The organism is Moraxella bovis, from assembly GCF_025985205.1.
GTDB classification, from domain to species: domain Bacteria; phylum Pseudomonadota; class Gammaproteobacteria; order Pseudomonadales; family Moraxellaceae; genus Moraxella; species Moraxella bovis.
The window spans coordinates 1177949-1195257 of the sequence record NZ_CP087840.1 but is presented as its reverse complement, the minus strand read 5'-3'; the positions used below and the strand labels follow the sequence as shown (position 1 = coordinate 1195257).

Here is a 17309-nt window from a genome sequence, read left to right as displayed (position 1 = left end):
ACATCACCAATACATCAAAGACTGACCGTTGGTGCAACATCAATGGCGGATTTATCAGCAAACTCTAATTGTGCTATTGGCATAAACCCAAACCAATTTGCCACTAAATTATTGGGAAAACTCTCACGTTGGTTATTATAAAACATCACGCTGTCATTATAAAACTGACGGGCAAATCCAATGCGATTTTCGGTATTTTTAATCTCATCAGAGAGCTCTTTTAGGGCAGAATCGGCTTTTAATTCAGGGTAATTTTCTACCACGGCATAAAAACTGCCCAACGCCCGAGACAGGTTGCTCTCAGCATTTGCCAGTTTGGCAAGCCCATCCGTGCCTGACAGCCCTGCACCTTTAAGAGCATCCAATCCACTTTTGGCGATGTTTCTGGCTTCGGTCACTTGGGTTAGTACCTGCTCTTCGTGGGTCATGTAGCGTTTGGCGACATTGACGAGATTGGGTATTAAGTCGTGGCGACGTTTGAGCTGAACATCAATCTGTGCCAGTCCGTTTACCACTTGGTTTCTTAGACGAACCAGTGCGTTATACACCGCTATCAAAAAGCCGATGATAACTGCCAATATGATGAGTGTTACGATGATGGCCATAATTTTTCCTTATTTTTACGAAATTTTGCCCTAACACAAAATTTTACTGTTAAAAGTCATCAAGATGAATTAAAATAGGACGTGTTGAATATTGGTATTTGCAATGAAAAATGAGAAAAATCGCACGTTTTTCAAGGAAAAACGCAGGCTGATAGTCATTTTATCAGACAAGTTTTTGACTTCGAGCCACAAGATTTAGCCATTTTTCATGCAAAAATTGATTGGAGTCATTAAATTTTATCACATTGTATAAAATGTTATCAATGTTCAACACGCCCTAATATGTTTTGATAAAAATATCAGTCGCCGATACATCAGGTAACTTACACGACCATCTTATAATTTATCATGAAATCCGCCAACTATCAGCAATTTTTTGATAAATTTTATCAAAAGTTCATCCAACCGCACCACGACTTGCCATGAGAGAAGAACAGTACCGATTTTCACGCCAAAGCCATCACTTCGTTGGGCGAGATTTAGAGCCGAGCGTGTGGCAACGCATTCACATCGACCCGTGGCTGACCCTGATTTTGTTCAGTATCTGCTTTGTGGGCTTGACGGTGCTATACAGTGCGTCCACGCAAAACACCGCCATGGTCATCCGACAAATGGTGAGCTATGGCATTGCCTTTGTGGTCATGGCAGTCATGGCACAGATTCCCCCGACTTTTTATCGCACACTAAGCCCTATTTTTTATGTATTGGGGCTGATTTTGTTGGTACTCGTTGAGATTATTGGCGAAGTTCGCATGGGGGCGAGGCGTTGGATTGGCATCCCTGGCTTTGGTAGCGTTCAGCCGTCTGAGTTCATGAAACTTGGCATGCCGATGATGTGTGCGTGGTATCTATCCAGAAAGGAGCTACCACCAAGCATTCCCACGGTCTTTACCACGCTTGCCATCATCGCTGTGCCTGTGATACTCATCGCCAAAGAACCTGATTTGGGGACGTCTATTTTGGTGGCAGCCAGTGGTATGTTTGTGCTGTTTTTGTCGGGGTTGCCTTGGTGGATGATTGGTGGGGCAATTGCGGTATTCATTCCTTTTGTGTGGGGCTTGTGGAATTTTTACATGCACGACTACCAAAAAACCCGTGTCATGACCCTAGTTGACCCCGAAGCGGACGCCTTGGGAGCAGGTTGGAACATCATCCAATCAAAAACCGCCATCGGTTCGGGTGGCTTGACAGGCAAAGGCTATCTAGAAGGCACGCAGTCGCACTTACACTTTTTGCCCGAAGGTCATACCGACTTTGCCATCGCGGCGTTTAGTGAAGAATTTGGTTTGGCAGGCGTGGGTCTGTTGCTGTTCTTTTATCTGTGCTTACTGGCTCGTTCTTTTTATATTGCCGTTGTCAATCCTGACACTTATTGTCGTCTGCTCGCTGGGGCATTGACCATGTCATTTTTTGTCTATATTTTTGTGAATATGGGCATGGTCAGTGGCATACTGCCCGTGGTTGGCGTGCCTTTGCCATTTATCAGTTATGGCGGTACGGCAGTGATTACTCTGATGGCAGGCTTTGGACTGCTAACCTGCGTGCATACTCATACCAAGCAGTAGGACACAATACCTTCTGTCGCTATTTTAAAACCGTATGTCATAAAATGATGTACGGTTTTGTTATAAATCATGTTAAGATAAGAACATGACAGATTTATGACAAAAAATCATAAATAATGGTTGGGAAAGCCCTTTATTTTGTCAAATTTTTTGTCTCTAGTCCAAAAAGTATGCTACACCCACCCATGGTTGATATAATGAAACACCAAGTCAAATGCTTTAAGATGATTGGTTAGGTTTTTAGAGAAACAACACGTTTTTCTAAATGCTCGCCTAACAAAGGCTCTAAGCCTTGTGTTGTTGCCTTCAATACCAACGGTAAAGCGTTTGCCCACTTGTTTGATAGAGTGCTTAAAAGCAACAAGAAAGCTGTCCCAATCATCACAAGCAATTTTGTTAAAACTCATACCTAAACTCATCTATCTTTAAGGTATTGTAATGCTTTTGTCTTGGTTTGATTTGGTGATTACTGTTTGCAAGCACGCTAAATACTTTACCCTTACTGACTTGTTCAAGTATCACAATGTCAGCAATACGACAACCACAAGCTGACATTAAGCGTATTTTGTCATTGATGTAAGATTGACAACCTTTGTCAGTAAGCTGTAAATGATGAACAAACTGTCTATGACAATCTTTGCAAAAATAGCTCTGTTTGCCATAGCTTTCTATGCCATTTTTCTTTATACTAACCGACAGGCAACTTGGGCAAGTAATGGTAATTTATGTCTTCATAACCGTAAATTACCAACTTTTGTGCAAGTTGTCTTTTTAGTTTTTGTTATAGCATACTTTTTGGATTACTACCTTTAAATTAAGTGGTCGGATAGCCATTTTTCATGCAAAAATTGATTAAAATGTTATCAATGTTTTACACGTCCTAGTAATAATATGATATGATTTGGATAAATTTTGACAACTTGGTGTTTTTATGTTGCCCATCATCTCTCGCCCGACTTTGTGTTTACTGACCTGTCTTGCCCTGCCTGCCTTTGCTCATGCCAATGACACCATAACATCAGACACGGACAGCCCCAACCTAGAACCTGAGAACAACACATGGCTTGATGACACCCGAGACGACACCAAAGGTTGGCTCAATCGCACCGCACGACACATGGACAGCTGGTTTGGCGAGACCGACCCTGATGAACCTGCTCGTGCGTCCATCCGTTTAATGCTTGACACGCATCATAATGAATATGATGTCACGACCGTCAAGCCCCGTATTCGTGGACGTATCAAACTGCCAACACTTGAAAACCGCCTAAGCGTAATGATTGGTGATGACGATTTGGACTTAGAACAAGGGGGCGGTATCTATAATGATGGACGTGCCGTAACTTATGGCGACAGCACCTTTGACCGCCGTCAAAGTCGTGAAGACAACACATCGCTCGCTCTGCGTTGGTCAAAATTCCAAGACGACATCGGCATAGAGACGGATGCCGACATTGGTCTGCGGTCTAGTGATTTATATCTTAAACTGCGAGGTGAGAAAAAATGGGAGCTTGACCACCGCATTAACGCCCGCTTTGAACAGATGTATCGCTACGGCACCAAGAGCGAGCATTATGCCCTATCCACGCTTGAATTTAGCCAGCCCCAGTCCAAGCACCGCACGCTCGTCAATCGCACGCACCTATCCTATGCCCACAAAGACACCGAGGAGACCGCATGGAGTAACAGCTTGTACCAACAGCACTACCTAGACGGCAAGCACGGCACACGAGCGTTTAGCTATGGCATTTATACAGGGGGCGATGTCGCAGACAAGAAGTTTGAACTCGACATTTATGGTCCTTATGTCAGCTATCGCCAACCTGTATGGCGAAAATGGCTGTTTGTGCAGACGGACATCAGTTATTATAATGACAAAAACCAAGACCGAGACCATCATTTGGGCGTATTTAACCGCTTAGAAATGGTGTTTTAGGCGGATTGGCGATACAAAATTTACAACAATCCTACTTGTCCGCCCTTGTCATTTGTGCCATTTTCACGCATAATAAGCGGTGTTTTTTGTTTATAAAATGAGATTTGCCATGTTTTATTTTAAAAAATCCTGTTCTAAAAAACTCACCACATTGGCACTGTCCACACTTGCCATCTGTGGTACGACCGCCTTTGCCCAACTTGATGTTAAAACCACCCAATCGGGGACAAAAAACACCTTTGACCCTACGCTGCTGACCACCGATGACAGCGACACCGCCAGTCAGATTGACACCAAAAAAACCAGTAGCGACACCGCCACCATCAAAAGCCTTGAAAAGTCAGGCAAACGCTACACCAAAGTGGATTTGTCCGAATATGCCAAGACCGTAAACGAGTCCACATGGTCGCCCAACATGAAAGTCAATAGTGCCATGACGGTCAAGATTCAAGCACTGCTAGACCAACACCATGCGTCTGTCGGGGCGATTGACGGCGGTTGGGGCAATAACAGCAAAAACGCCCTTGCCAACTTCCAACGCATGAAAAACCTGCCCGCCACTGGCAAGATGAACCAAGAAACATGGGACGCTCTAAGCGTGGGGGCGGATGACGTACTGGTCAGCTACACCATCACCAAAGATGACATCACCAAGCTTGGCAAATTACCAAGCAGTGTCGAAGCCCGCTCAAAACTTAGCGACCTAGGCTATGAGAGCATTCAAGAAAAACTTGCCGAACGCTTTCACATGCGTATCGACTATCTCACCAAAATCAACCCCAACAAAAAATTCGTGGCAGGCGAGAGCATTACCGTGGTCAATACCAAAGATGCTTTTGAAGGCGGTTTTGACAAAATCATCGCCAACACCGCAACCAACACCGTCACCGCCTACCAAGGCGACACGCTCATGGCAAGCTACCCTGCCACCATCGGCAACAGCAAAAAACCTGCCGAAAAAGGCGTTTATAACCTAAACAGCAAAGTTAAAATGCCCCACTATCGTGCCACCGTCACCAAAGGCGACAGCAAACAAACCTTTATTCTACCCCCCGGTGCTAACAGCCCCGTTGGCGTGGCATGGATGAGCCTAGACAGGGCAGGTTATGGCATTCATGGCGTGAGTAACCCTGAGATTATCGGACAGCCCGCCCCGATTGGCTCTATCGGTCTGTCCAACTGGGACGTGTTAGAGCTGTATGCCAACATCCAAGAAGGCGTGACTGTTGAGATTAAGTAATACCCGTATTTGCCCACAAGTGATTTGTGGGCTTTTGTTGTCAAATCCAAATCCATTTAAACCCGTTTATCGTAAGGAAAATCCCATGTCCGAGCTGTCTTTTTCTGCCCTGAGTGCCCTATCGCCCCTTGACGGTCGCTATGCGTCCAAATGCAACACCTTGCGTCCTTATTTGTCCGAGTTTGGACTCATTCACGCCCGTGTAACCGTTGAGATTCGCTGGCTACAAGCCTTGGCAAACCACCCCGAAATCAGCGAAATCACGCCATTTAGCCAATCCACCAACGACAAGCTAAATGGCATTGTTGCCAATTTTAGCGAACAAAACGCTCTACGAATCAAAGAGATAGAACGCACCACCAACCACGATGTCAAAGCGGTAGAGTATTTTTTAAAAGAGCAAATCGCCGATATTGATGAGCTTGCCAGTGCTGGCGAGTTTATCCATTTTGCCTGTACGTCCGAGGATATTAACAACCTATCGCACGCTCTGATGTTAAAATCAGGTCGTGATGTGCTAGCCCAGTCTATGCAAACCATCATTGATGAGATTACCAAACTTGCTGACAACTATGCCGACACGCCCATGCTCTCTCGCACGCACGGACAGACCGCAAGTCCCACCACGCTTGGCAAGGAAATGGCAAATGTCGCCTACCGTCTGCACCGCCAATTAAAGCAGTTCAAAAATGTAGAACTGCTTGGTAAAATCAACGGAGCGGTCGGCAACTACAACGCCCACCTGTCCGCTTATCCCGACATTGACTGGGCAAAGCATTCCCAGGGTTTTGTGGAAAGTCTGGATTTGACCTTTAACCCTTATACCACGCAGATTGAACCGCACGATTATATGGCGGAATTGTTTGATGCGTTACGCCGTTTTAACACGATTTTGATTGATTTTAACCGTGATGTATGGGGCTATATCTCGCTTGGCTACTTTAAGCAAAAACTAAAAGACGGCGAAGTGGGTAGCTCCACCATGCCCCACAAGGTAAACCCCATTGATTTTGAAAATTCCGAAGGCAACCTTGGCTTGGCAAATGCGGTACTATCTCATCTTGGCGAAAAATTGCCAATCTCACGCTGGCAACGTGATTTGACCGACTCAACGGTTTTAAGAAACATGGGCGTGGGTTTTGCCCAAAGTCTCATCGCCTTTGAAGCGTGCCTAAAAGGCATTGGTAAATTAGAAATCAATACCGACCGCCTAGCCGAAGATTTGGACAACGCCCAAGAAGTACTTGCCGAACCTATCCAAACCGTGATGAGACGCTACAACGTAGAAAAACCTTACGAAAAATTAAAGGCTCTGACTCGTGGGCAAGCGATGACCCGTGAGATGATGGTAGGTTTTGTCAATGGCGATGAGCTGTCCGCCGTTCCGTCCGATGAACGTACACGCCTAGCCGAGCTGACCCCTGCCACCTATATCGGTAATGCTGATAAACAGGCGAAGGCGTTGAGGGATTATTTGAAATAATTTGGTTTTTGGTAAATAGGTGTGGTATGATTTTATCACACCTATTTTTATTGGAAAAGTTATGGCAAACACACAAAGCATTAACGAAAGATTATTAAAAGTCCTAAATAGCGATAAAAACCAAGGCTATGTTATTGGCTTGACTGGCGAATGGGGTATTGGCAAAACACATTTTTGGAAAAATTTTTATAAAGAAAAACGTAGCGAACTGGGCTGTCAAAAATATGCTTATATTTCCTTGTTTGGTATAGATAGTTTGGATAGTTTAAAATATGAAATCGCCATTCAAACACAAGCAACCAGTACAGACAAGAAAGACAGTAAAAAGAATTTAAAAATTAAATCGCTCTTTACCTTTATTACCAATAATGTAAAAATACCTGACATACAAAGCAATGGTTTTGCCTTGTCCATTGGTCAAAATATCATTACAGGTGCATTATTTAGCTTGGTAAAAGATACGATTATTTGCATTGATGATTTGGAAAGAAAATCTGATAACCTTGATATAAAAGACATCATGGGGTTGATTAGTCATCTTAAAACCGAGAAAAACTGTAAAGTGGTTGTGATTTTACACCAAGATAAAACAGATAACCAATTTCAAGAATATAAAGAAAAGGTATTTGATGAAATTGTACATTTGACAGAAAATTTTTCTATTATTAAAACTATTATTGATGACGATGAAATGATTGATATTTATAAAGAATTTTATGAAAAATTAGCGGTTAAAAACATACGCTTTTATGAAAGAGTCAAACGAGATTATCGAGAAATTATAGAATCGGTTGATGATTTAAGCTTGTCAAGCAAAGACAGCATATTGAGAAACCTACTTATTGTCAGACTTGCTGACTTAATAAAACCCGAGATACCTTGTGAGAATAAGGATAATAATTTTGTATTTGATTTGAAATATCTGTTAAATTTTGAACCTTATAATATTTCTGACAATTCTGTGGTAGATATAATAAATTCACTAGAATATTTTTTTTAAGGGTTTTATTGATTTTAGTTGTCTAAGTAATTGGGTTGAAGTGATAACAGAAAATATTTTTAATTACAATATTGATGATAAATTTATAAAAGAACTGATTGCACAAGATGAAATTTCAGAATAAAAAATACAAACCATCAAACACCATGAATCACTAGTATCAAAATTGCATAATCTTGATATAGATGCTAATTTTACCCAAGATTTTTATGATTCATCAGTTAAAGTAATTAAATACGAAGATTTTAACAATCTAAGTTTTTATTATAAAGTGATAGAGCTACATAATGAAACATTAGCAAAATCTTTTAAAGAACAAGTAGAAGACTACATTATAAAAACCATCGAGAATAGCAAAAGAAAAATAGATTTTGATGACTTCTACCCTTTTGGGGTAGAGAATTATGACATCTTTAAAGATTTTGTCAAAGAGCAAATTAAAAACCATGCCTTAAAAATAGATTTTAAAGATTTCTTTTTAAACCCTGACAATCAACGCAATAATGATGATGTCAAGAAAGCTGTAAATGAGACAACAAAAGATGATTTGCGTGATGTAATATGGTCAGATTTAGGAGATTATTTTCGGTCAAGAAGGCGTTTGTTAGAATCCATTGTACAACACAGTCTTTTTTCAAAACAAAAAAGCGAAGAAGTTCGCCAATGGATATTGGAATTGCTAGATGAGAACATCAAAGAAAATCCCGATAATGAAATCGCTGTTACATTACTGTTGCAGGACACCGAGAATTTAACTAAATTTACATGGCAGATTAGATAGTTCCAAAATGGCGGTCAAACGGTCGCCTTTTAATTCATCATCCATTTTCATTGGTCTAATTTCCCCAGAACCGATACACATCGCCCACATTCTCCACATCTATCACGCCATGGGCGATAAAATCTATCGTGCGTGGTAGAAGCATGTGTTCTAGGGCATGAACCCTGTTTTGCAGTATGGCAGGCGTGTCATCGGCGTGGATATCTAGCACCGCTTGGCTAAGGATTTGCCCTGCATCAAGCTCTGCTGTTACCAAATGCACGCTGCAGCCGTGATATCGCTCACCTGACTTTAATACTCGCTCGTGCGTGTCTAGCCCCTTATAGGCAGGGAGTAAGGACGGGTGCAGGTTTATCATGGGGGCGTTTAGCTCGTCTTTAACCCCATTGATAAATAATGGGGTTAGGATTTTCATAAAGCCTGCCAATACCACCAAATCCACGCCCAACGGCTTTAATACATGAAGGGCAAGACGTTCAAATTCGGCTCTTTTATAGGTTTTGCCTTGTTCGTTTTTGTCGATGACAAAGGTAGCGATATTGGCGTTTTTGGCACGGGTTAGGGCATAGGCATCCGCTTTGTTGCTGACGACAGCGACAATGTCAATGGGCAGTTTGCCTGATTGCATTTGGTCAATCAAAACTTGTAGGTTTGAGCCATTGCCAGAGACTAGGACGGCGATTTTTAATGTTTTCATATTAGCTAATACATTCAATGGGATATTTTATAATTTCACTATCTACCGTTAATACCGTTAAATGCTCGCACATGGTTTGGCTGATAATCATACGGTCAAAGGGGTATATGATGAAATTCAAGGGTTTGTAGGTTTAAAATATGGTTTTCGGTAATGGGCAAAATATGATATAGGTTATTTTTAATGACATCATCAATAATTACATTTAACCGCTGATTTAATGGTAATTTACCAAGTTGGTTTTTAATTTGCATCTCACAAATGGTTGCCATGCTAAGATAAATGGTGTGCGTATCATCACTTAAAATCTCGGCACATCTTTTGGGCAATTTATCGGCTTCACACGTTACCCAGATAAAAATATGGATATCTAATAAATATTTTGCCATTATACATCTTTCCCAAGCCAAAATTCATCACCCAAATCATCATCAAAATCATCACTCATTGTCATGGCTTTCGGAAAACGGTTAAAGCGTTTATGTGTTAAAATCTGTTCATCTTTTTTGTCATTTGTATTTGCTTTTGGGGCGACATTTTTTAAACTTTGGATAATCTCTTCAATCGCCCAAAGTCTTTCATTATAACTGGCTGTATGGGTGATTTCATAGACTGCTTGCTCAATGGTCATTTGAATTTCCTTGATTGATAAACTCAACCTGATTTTTAATTGTTACTCTTTAAAAACCCCAAACGCTTTTTAGCAATTTCTTGACGGCTCAATGGCATTTCTTGCTTATCTATTTTAACGATTTTATTTTGTAAAAATTCTAACAAAAAAGAATAGTCATCTGCTTTTAGATTTTCCAAAGCAGGTAATATCGCTTGCACTTTTGGCGATAATGCTGTGTTAGACATTTGCATAAATTATCCTTTTTAAATTGGGTTTATCTTTAAGCAATAAACCCAATTTACCAATTGTTTAAAAGCCATTCAGCTTTTAAACATAAACCACCGCTTTATCAGCACGCTCTACAATCTGTCCGATTTGCCAAGCGGTTTCGCCTTGTGCAGTCAGAAATGCCAACGTTTCGTCTTTTTTATCGGCAGGGACGACAATCACAAAGCCCACGCCACAGTTAAAGGTACGCACCATCTCACTTTGGGCGATGTTACCTGCCTGTTGTAGCCAGTCAAAGACGGCAGGAAATTCCCAAGTGGCAAGGTCAATCTCGGCAGATAGACTCTCGGGCAACACTCGGGGCAAGTTTTCGGTCAGACCGCCACCTGTAATATGTGCCATGGCATGAATGTTCTTGTTGCCAAGCTGTTTTTGTAGGGCGTTTACCGATTTGACATAAATGCGAGTGGGCTTCATGAATGCGTCCGCTAAGCTCTCGCTATTGCCTAGCGTATGAGCATTGACGTCCACGCCCGACACGTCAATCACTTTTCGCACAAGCGAGTAGCCATTAGAATGCACGCCAGAGCTTGCCAAGGCAATCAGCACATCGCCTTTTTGGACGTTTGCCCCTGTGATGACCTCAGATTCTTCTACCACGCCCACACAAAAGCCTGCCAAGTCATAATCTTCGTCTTGATACATACCAGGCATTTCGGCAGTTTCGCCACCGATTAAGGCACAATTTGACAGCTGACAACCATCCCCAATCCCCTTGATGACTGTCTCGGCAACGTCCACATCAAGTTTGCCTGTGGCGTAATAATCTAAGAAAAATAACGGCTCAGCACCGCACACCAAAAGGTCGTTTACACACATTGCTACCAAGTCTTGACCGATGGTTTCGTGGCGGTTTAGGTCTAGGGCGAGCTTTAATTTGGTACCAACGCCGTCCGTGCCAGAGACCAAAAGGGGCGATTTGTAGCCTTGTGGGATACGGCACAACGCCCCAAACCCGCCAAGTCCGCCTACAACTTCGGGGCGGGTCGTGGCACGGGCGACAGATTTGATACGTTGAACAAGGGCTTCGCCTGCTTCAATATCAACGCCTGCGTCTTTGTAGCTAAGAGAATGAGAAGTCATGAGAGTTCCTATTGGGTTAAATAAATTGTCCTATTATAACAAAAATCAGAGCGGATGATAACTTTTCGGGCGATATTTGTGATTTTTATAAAAATGCAAAAAAACACTTTACTAAACGCACTTTATCAAGTATAATTATCTTTGTTTTTTCGGGCCTATAGCTCAGTTGGTTAGAGCAGAGGACTCATAATCCTTTGGTCGCAGGTTCAAGTCCTGCTGGGCCTACCATATTAAAATAAGTAAAATCAAGGTTTTAAGAGATTAAAACCCTGATTTTTTTGTGTTTAAGAATAACCAATTAATATTTAAAACCAAACACCCCAAAAGTTAGTATTTGACTTTTGGGGCATTGTTCATTAGATTGGTTTAACTACTTGATAAATTGGCTTTGGTTCAAAAAGTATGCTACAAAGAAAACCGTTCGTGGTGAGCTTGTCGAACCATAACGGTTTTCCTACCCGTAGGCATAGCTCAGGGCGAACGGAAAACCTAGTTCAGCATACTTTTTGGACGACTATCGATAAATTAACTAAATCTTAGTTTATCAAACGTCAATACCCCATTTTCTACCCCCACCGAAATGGTATCGCCTGCGACAAACTCGCCTGCTAGGAGTTTTTGGGCAAGGGGATTTTCAATCTCTTGGACAATGGCACGTTTGAGCGGTCTTGCCCCAAACACAGGGTCGTACCCCGCCGACACCAGCTCATTCATCGCTTCATCTGATAAGACAAGACCAAGCTCACGCTCTTTTAGTCTGGCTCTTAGGCGGTCAAGCTGAATGCTGGCAATGCCTGCCATTTGCGACTGCCCAAGCGGATGAAAGACCACAATCTCATCAATACGGTTGATAAACTCGGGGCGAAAATGAGCGTTCACCGACTCCATGACCGCCGATTTTATCTTTTCGTACTCGTCCCCTGCCATGTCAAAGATTTTATGACTGCCAAGGTTTGAGGTCATGATAATCACGGTGCTTTTAAAGTCCACCACACGCCCCTGAGAGTCGGTCAAACGCCCGTCATCTAAGACTTGTAGTAGGATATTAAACACATCAGGGTGAGCCTTTTCCACTTCGTCAAATAGCACCACACTATACGGCTTACGGCGAACCGCTTCGGTCAAAACACCCCCTTCTTCATAGCCAACATAGCCGGGAGGAGCTCCCACCAGACGGCTTACGCTGTGCTTTTCCATAAACTCGCTCATGTCAATTCGCACCATGGCCGTCTCGTCATCAAACAAGAAATTGGCAAGCGATTTGGTAAGCTCAGTTTTACCCACGCCTGTCGGGCCTAAAAATAGGAACGAGCCACTTGGGCGGTTGGGGTCGGACAGCCCTGCACGGCTACGGCGGACGGCATTGGCAACCGATTTGACCGCTTCGTCTTGACCGACCACACGCTCATGCAAAATCGTCTCCATGCCAAGCATCTTATCACGCTCGCCTTGCATCATCTTGGCAACAGGAATGCCTGTGGCGTGCGACACCACTTCGGCAATCTCATTGTCCGTTACCTTATTTCTTAGGAGCTTTGGCGTGCCTGTGTCATCATGCTGTTCATCGGCAAGCTGTTTTTGCAAATTAGGAATAATCTCATATTGCAAACGCCCTGCCTGCTCCCAGTTGCTCTCACGTTGGGCTTTTTCTAGGGCAATGCGTGCCTTATCAAGCTCAATTTGGGCGTGCTTGGTGCCTTCTACTAGGGCTTTTTCGGCTTTCCAAATCTCTTCTAAGTCATTGTATTCTTTGGTTAATTCATCAATTTGGGTTTGCAACTGCTTAACCTGTGCAAGGCTTCCTGCATCATCTTCTTTTTTGACAGTTTCTAACTGCATTTTTAATTGAATGATGCGTCTGTCAAGTTTGTCAAGGCTTTCAGGCTTGCTGTCGAGCTCCATTTTTATGCGAGACGCTGCTTCATCAATCAAATCAATCGCCTTATCAGGGAGCTTACGGTCAGTGATGTAACGGTGCGACATTTTGGCGGCGGCGATAATGGCACTGTCAAGGATTTTGACCCCGTGATGTAGCTCATACCGCTCTTTTAGCCCACGCAAAATGGCAATGGTGTCCTCTACGCTTGGCTCGTCCACCAGCACCTTTTGAAAACGTCTCTCCAAGGCAGGGTCTTTTTCAATGTATTGGCGGTATTCATCAAGGGTTGTCGCCCCCACACAGCGTAACTCGCCACGGGCTAGGGCAGGTTTTAGCATATTGCCTGCGTCCATTGCCCCACTGGTCTTGCCTGCCCCCACCATGGTGTGTAGCTCGTCAATAAATAGGATAATGTTGCCGTCTTGTTTGGCAAGGTCATTTAGCACGCCTTTTAGACGCTCTTCAAACTCGCCATGATATTTCGCCCCTGCGATGAGTGAGCCCATGTCAAGCGATAGCACTTCTTTATTTTTTAGGCTTTCAGGTACTTCGCCATTGACGATACGGCTTGCCAAGCCCTCCACAATGGCGGTTTTACCCACCCCTGGTTCGCCTATCAAAACGGGGTTGTTTTTGGTGCGTCTTGACAAAACTTGCACGGTACGGCGAATCTCATCGTCTCGCCCGATAACAGGGTCAAGTTTGCCGTCACGGGCTCGGTCGGTCAGATTGACGGTGTACTTTTCTAGGGCGTGTCTGGTGTCTTCGGCATTTTGAGTGTTCACGGTATCTCCCCCACGGATATGGTTAATGATAGCTTGTAATTTTTGAGTATCCACGCCCGCATCTGCCAAGACTTTTTTGGTATCGCCTGTCTGACTTAGGGCGAACAGCACCCATTCGCTTGGCACAAAGCTGTCGCCTGCCTTGGTGGCGAATTTATCGGCAAGGTTTAGCACCTGTGCCAAATCAGGGGCGAGACTGGCTTGACCTGTGGGCGTGGATAAGGTCGCCAAATCGTCTAGTTTTTTGGCGGTGTCATGGTTTAGCCTGTTGATGTCCGCCCCTGCTTGGCTTAGCATGGCGACATTGCTTTCATCTTGGAGCATGACGGACAAGACGTGCATGGCAAAAATCGCTGTATTATCACGCCCCACCGCTAGGGATTGGGCGGATTGCAGAGTTTTTTGCACTTTTTGGGTGAGTTTATCAAAGTTCATGTTTTACCTTTCGTCGTTTATTTTTTGCATTTGGGAAAAGTTTTTCCCGCTTGTCAAATATATGCTTGACAAATGCAAAATTTTCAATAACAAAAAATTGGCTAAACCATAAAATCTTTATAAACCATTGATTTTCATAAAAATTTATAAATTTTTAAAAATCCCTTGTAATTTTTACACCCATTCCCATATAGGTTTTGTTACTTTAACTCAACTCAAAACATGAATTGCTTCTGCTAAAGTTAAGAAGCAATGAATTAGGAGAACTACATGACTCGTCTAGCCCTACATACCGTTGATACCGCCCCCGAAAAAGCCAAAGAGCGTGTTGAAGCGGTACAAAAAGCCAATGGCTTTATCCCAAATCTTATCGGCGTACTTGCCAACTCACCGCAAGCCCTTGAAATGTATCAAGAAGTGAGTAAACTAAACAGCAAAAACTCGCTGACTGCCGAAGAGGTTGAAGTCATTCAAATCACCGCTGCTGTTCATAACGGCTGTGATTTTTGTGTGGCAGGACACACCAAGATCGCTGAAGCTCGCCTAAAAATGTCGCCCGCGGTCGTAGAGGCCCTGCGTACTCGCACGGGCATTGACGAAAACGCCAAATACCAAGCCCTAGCCCAGTTCACCATGCAACTTATCGACAAGCGTGGTCAAGTCTCTGACGAAGAGCTAGAAGCGTTTAAATCAGCCGGCTACAATGATCAAAACGTCCTAGATGTCATCATGGGCGTGGCACTGTCTACCCTGTGCAACTACGCCAACACCGTTGCCAAGACTGACATCAACCCAGAGCTGGCTGCCTTTGGTCCAAACCGTTAATGCTTGACCATTTTAAACAATGATTAAAATCTTGTTAAACATATATTTAAAATATAAATATTATCACAAAATAGATAAATAATCATTGTCAAACACTCATACAACCCTTATAATAATAAGGGTTTTATTTTCATTCGCCATTTATCGACAAGTTTTTTATTATAGTCAAACAAACTTGAAATAAGACAAGGAAAACGAGCGAAGTTGTACAAGTAGTACTACGAGCGAGTTTGACGCAGTATTATTTCAAAGTTGGCAGACTATAAAACAAATCTTTTAGCAACAACCGTTTTTATGCTTGTATTTATGAATGGCGATTGTATAATAATATTGATTGATGTCAATCTTTTGGACAACGGCTAATACCTTGACATTAATTCATTCACAACCACTCGTTTCAAGGAATACACCATGCGTACAGACATGTTCCAACAAATTCTAGACGACCTAAACAGCTCATCTGCGGATGTCGAAGCCTCTGCCCTTATCTCAACAGACGGCTTGATGATTGCCTCCGCCCTACCCTCTGGCATTGACGAAGACCGTGTGGGTGCGATGAGTGCCGCCCTACTGTCACTAGGCGACCGTGCAGGCACTGAGCTGGCTCGTGGTAAAATCGACCGCCTACTCGTACAAGGCGAGAAAGGCTATGTCATCATGACCTCAGCAGGCGGAGAAGCAGTACTGACCATTCTTGCCAAACCAAATGCCAAACTAGGCTTGATTTTCCTAGACATCAAACGCGCCTCAGAAGCCTTGGCAAAACTCATCTAAATCCTTTGCCTTATTTTATTAACAAGTTAAATTAAGGAGACTTGTTTTGAGTATTCAATTAGAAGACATGGCAAAACCTGCCGGCGATGCCACCGAACACACCCTAACTTTCTTTGATGGCACGACACGCACCGTTTATGACACTGGCGTAGAACGCCCGTTTCCTGACGGCAGACTCATCGTCTCTCGCACCGACTTAGATGGCGTACTTACTCACGTAAACGATGCCTTTGTTGAGATTAGTGGCTATACCGAAGACGAGCTTATCGGCAAGCCCCAGCACATCCTACGCCACCCCGACATGCCAAAAGCCGCCTATGCCGACCTATGGGCGACCGTCAAAGCGGGCAACAAATGGCACGGCTATGTCAAAAACCTATGCAAAGACGGCTCGCACTACTGGGTGTATGCCACTGTTGTGCCAAACGTGCGTCGTGGCGAGACCGTTGGTTATACGTCTGTACGCCGTAAGCCTAGCCGTAGTAAGATTGAAGCGGCAACTGCCCAATACGTTACCATGAAAGGAGCAGAATAATGGCTCATAATTTTCTGATTGCCCCTGATTTCTCGCCAGAGCGTTTTGCTGGTTGGCACATGTTTAACACCTTGCTACAAAAACGCTCGGGTCAAGCGTTGCACCTTATCACGCCCGCCTCACACGCTGAGCAAGAAAATAGCGTAGCAAAAGACGATGTTAAAATCATCTACGCCAACCCTTTTGATGCTGCCAAACTCATTCGTGAAGATGGCTACCGTGCTGTTGCTCGCCCTGTTGGTAAGTCTGACGAAATGGCAATCATCTCATCAGCAGGTGGCAATATCAAGACCTTGGATGATTTAAAAGCAGGTGCCAAAATCGCCATGGCAGACAACCGTGATGTCAAACTCATCGGTCTGCGTCTGCTTGAAGCGGTGGATTTGACCGAAGATGATGTTGAATTTGTCATCACTGAGACTTATCAAGCCGCCGCCAAACAAGTGGTCAAAGGCGAAGCAGATGCGGCATTTTTTATCGCTGAGATTTATCATTCACTGTCCAAGCTGACCAAATCACAACTTAATGTACTCATCGAGAGTAACATCGCCACCATCTCGCACGTTATTTTGGTCAAAGACGGCTTTGCCGAGGCGGACGATGTCGCCAAAGTGATTTTGTCGCTAAAAGATGATGCCGATGGTCAAGCGGTGCTAAGCGAGCTTGGCATGCCTGATGGTTTTGAACCCATGGATGAAGAATATGCCGAGTTCATGATTGACCTTATGGAAACTTTGCTTGACTAGTAGGGTTGCAGGTGGGTTTGGCTGTGCCAAGCCCATTTG

The 17309-nt window shown here is 43.5% G+C and carries 17 protein-coding genes, 1 tRNA gene and 1 pseudogene; 11 read left to right on the top strand and 8 right to left on the bottom strand.

Annotated elements, in window-relative coordinates; translation table 11 throughout:
• Positions 1 to 14: 14 nt before the first annotated feature.
• Positions 15 to 605, bottom strand: a complete 591-nt coding sequence (locus LP107_RS05850; protein ID WP_078273782.1) for a LemA family protein — start codon at positions 603 to 605, stop codon at positions 15 to 17.
• Between the two features lie 422 nt (positions 606 to 1027).
• Between LP107_RS05850 and rodA the strand changes: the two genes are divergently transcribed.
• Positions 1028 to 2170, top strand: a complete 1143-nt coding sequence (rodA, locus tag LP107_RS05845; RefSeq protein WP_078273783.1) for a rod shape-determining protein RodA — start codon at positions 1028 to 1030, stop codon at positions 2168 to 2170.
• Positions 2171 to 2343: 173 nt separating this feature from the next.
• Here the strand turns inward: rodA and LP107_RS05840 are convergent.
• Positions 2344 to 2893, bottom strand: a pseudogene (locus LP107_RS05840) (IS1 family transposase).
• 208 nt (positions 2894 to 3101) lie between these two features.
• On the opposite strand from LP107_RS05840, the gene LP107_RS05835 reads away from it, so the two are divergent.
• The 5 genes from LP107_RS05835 to LP107_RS05815 all read left to right on the top strand — a co-directional run bounded on the left by LP107_RS05835 (position 3102) and on the right by LP107_RS05815 (position 8610).
• Complete coding sequence (locus tag LP107_RS05835) at positions 3102 to 4106, top strand: hypothetical protein (RefSeq protein ID WP_078273784.1); 1005 nt, start codon at positions 3102 to 3104, stop codon at positions 4104 to 4106.
• 109 nt (positions 4107 to 4215) lie between these two features.
• On the top strand, positions 4216 to 5346 hold the full coding sequence (locus LP107_RS05830) for a L,D-transpeptidase family protein (RefSeq protein ID WP_158079626.1): 1131 nt from the start codon (positions 4216 to 4218) through the stop codon (positions 5344 to 5346).
• Positions 5347 to 5431: 85 nt separating this feature from the next.
• A complete protein-coding gene (gene purB, locus LP107_RS05825) occupies positions 5432 to 6829 on the top strand; it encodes an adenylosuccinate lyase (protein ID WP_078273786.1) in 1398 nt (465 codons plus the stop codon).
• Positions 6830 to 6890: 61 nt separating this feature from the next.
• Entirely contained in the window at positions 6891 to 7829 is a 939-nt protein-coding gene (locus LP107_RS05820; RefSeq protein ID WP_112742358.1) for a P-loop NTPase fold protein, read from the top strand.
• 166 nt (positions 7830 to 7995) lie between these two features.
• Positions 7996 to 8610 carry a hypothetical protein gene (locus LP107_RS05815; protein ID WP_078273787.1) on the top strand — a complete coding sequence of 205 codons (615 nt, stop codon included), beginning with the start codon at positions 7996 to 7998 and terminating at the stop codon, positions 8608 to 8610.
• A gap of 55 nt (positions 8611 to 8665) precedes the next feature.
• Here the strand turns inward: LP107_RS05815 and purN are convergent, their stop codons facing one another.
• The 5 genes from purN to purM form a co-directional block, all read right to left on the bottom strand.
• Complete coding sequence (gene purN, locus LP107_RS05810) at positions 8666 to 9307, bottom strand: phosphoribosylglycinamide formyltransferase (RefSeq protein ID WP_078273788.1); 642 nt, start codon at positions 9305 to 9307, stop codon at positions 8666 to 8668.
• A 95-nt stretch (positions 9308 to 9402) separates the two neighbouring features.
• Positions 9403 to 9696 carry a type II toxin-antitoxin system VapC family toxin gene (locus LP107_RS05805; protein ID WP_112742359.1) on the bottom strand — a complete coding sequence of 98 codons (294 nt, stop codon included), beginning with the start codon at positions 9694 to 9696 and terminating at the stop codon, positions 9403 to 9405.
• Positions 9696 to 9938 carry a hypothetical protein gene (locus LP107_RS05800; RefSeq protein ID WP_078273790.1) on the bottom strand — a complete coding sequence of 81 codons (243 nt, stop codon included), beginning with the start codon at positions 9936 to 9938 and terminating at the stop codon, positions 9696 to 9698. The genes LP107_RS05805 and LP107_RS05800 overlap by 1 nt, the downstream gene beginning before the upstream one ends.
• A 35-nt stretch (positions 9939 to 9973) precedes the next feature.
• Positions 9974 to 10171: a hypothetical protein gene (locus LP107_RS05795; RefSeq protein ID WP_078273791.1), complete on the bottom strand. Its 198-nt coding sequence runs from the start codon at positions 10169 to 10171 to the stop codon at positions 9974 to 9976.
• Between the two features lie 76 nt (positions 10172 to 10247).
• Complete coding sequence (gene purM / locus LP107_RS05790) at positions 10248 to 11291, bottom strand: phosphoribosylformylglycinamidine cyclo-ligase (RefSeq protein ID WP_078273792.1); 1044 nt, start codon at positions 11289 to 11291, stop codon at positions 10248 to 10250.
• 151 nt (positions 11292 to 11442) lie between these two features.
• Between purM and LP107_RS05785 the strand changes: the two genes are divergently transcribed.
• Positions 11443 to 11519: transfer RNA gene (locus tag LP107_RS05785), tRNA-Ile, on the top strand.
• Between the two features lie 297 nt (positions 11520 to 11816).
• On the opposite strand, the gene clpB is transcribed toward LP107_RS05785, so the two are convergent.
• Positions 11817 to 14390 carry an ATP-dependent chaperone ClpB gene (gene clpB, locus LP107_RS05780; protein ID WP_264675884.1) on the bottom strand — a complete coding sequence of 858 codons (2574 nt, stop codon included), beginning with the start codon at positions 14388 to 14390 and terminating at the stop codon, positions 11817 to 11819.
• 270 nt (positions 14391 to 14660) lie between these two features.
• Between clpB and LP107_RS05775 the strand changes: the two genes are divergently transcribed.
• From LP107_RS05775 to LP107_RS05760, 4 genes are all read left to right on the top strand, one after another.
• Positions 14661 to 15215 (top strand): carboxymuconolactone decarboxylase family protein, encoded by a 555-nt coding sequence (locus tag LP107_RS05775; RefSeq protein ID WP_112742361.1) that lies wholly within the window; start codon positions 14661 to 14663, stop codon positions 15213 to 15215.
• A gap of 411 nt (positions 15216 to 15626) precedes the next feature.
• Entirely contained in the window at positions 15627 to 15989 is a 363-nt protein-coding gene (locus LP107_RS05770; protein ID WP_029103970.1) for a roadblock/LC7 domain-containing protein, read from the top strand.
• Between the two features lie 46 nt (positions 15990 to 16035).
• A complete protein-coding gene (locus LP107_RS05765; RefSeq protein WP_228144924.1) occupies positions 16036 to 16524 on the top strand; it encodes a PAS domain-containing protein in 489 nt (162 codons plus the stop codon).
• On the top strand, positions 16524 to 17270 hold the full coding sequence (locus tag LP107_RS05760; protein ID WP_115370064.1) for a phosphate/phosphite/phosphonate ABC transporter substrate-binding protein: 747 nt from the start codon (positions 16524 to 16526) through the stop codon (positions 17268 to 17270). Before LP107_RS05765 ends, LP107_RS05760 begins: the two co-directional genes overlap by 1 nt.
• Positions 17271 to 17309 lie beyond the last annotated feature (39 nt).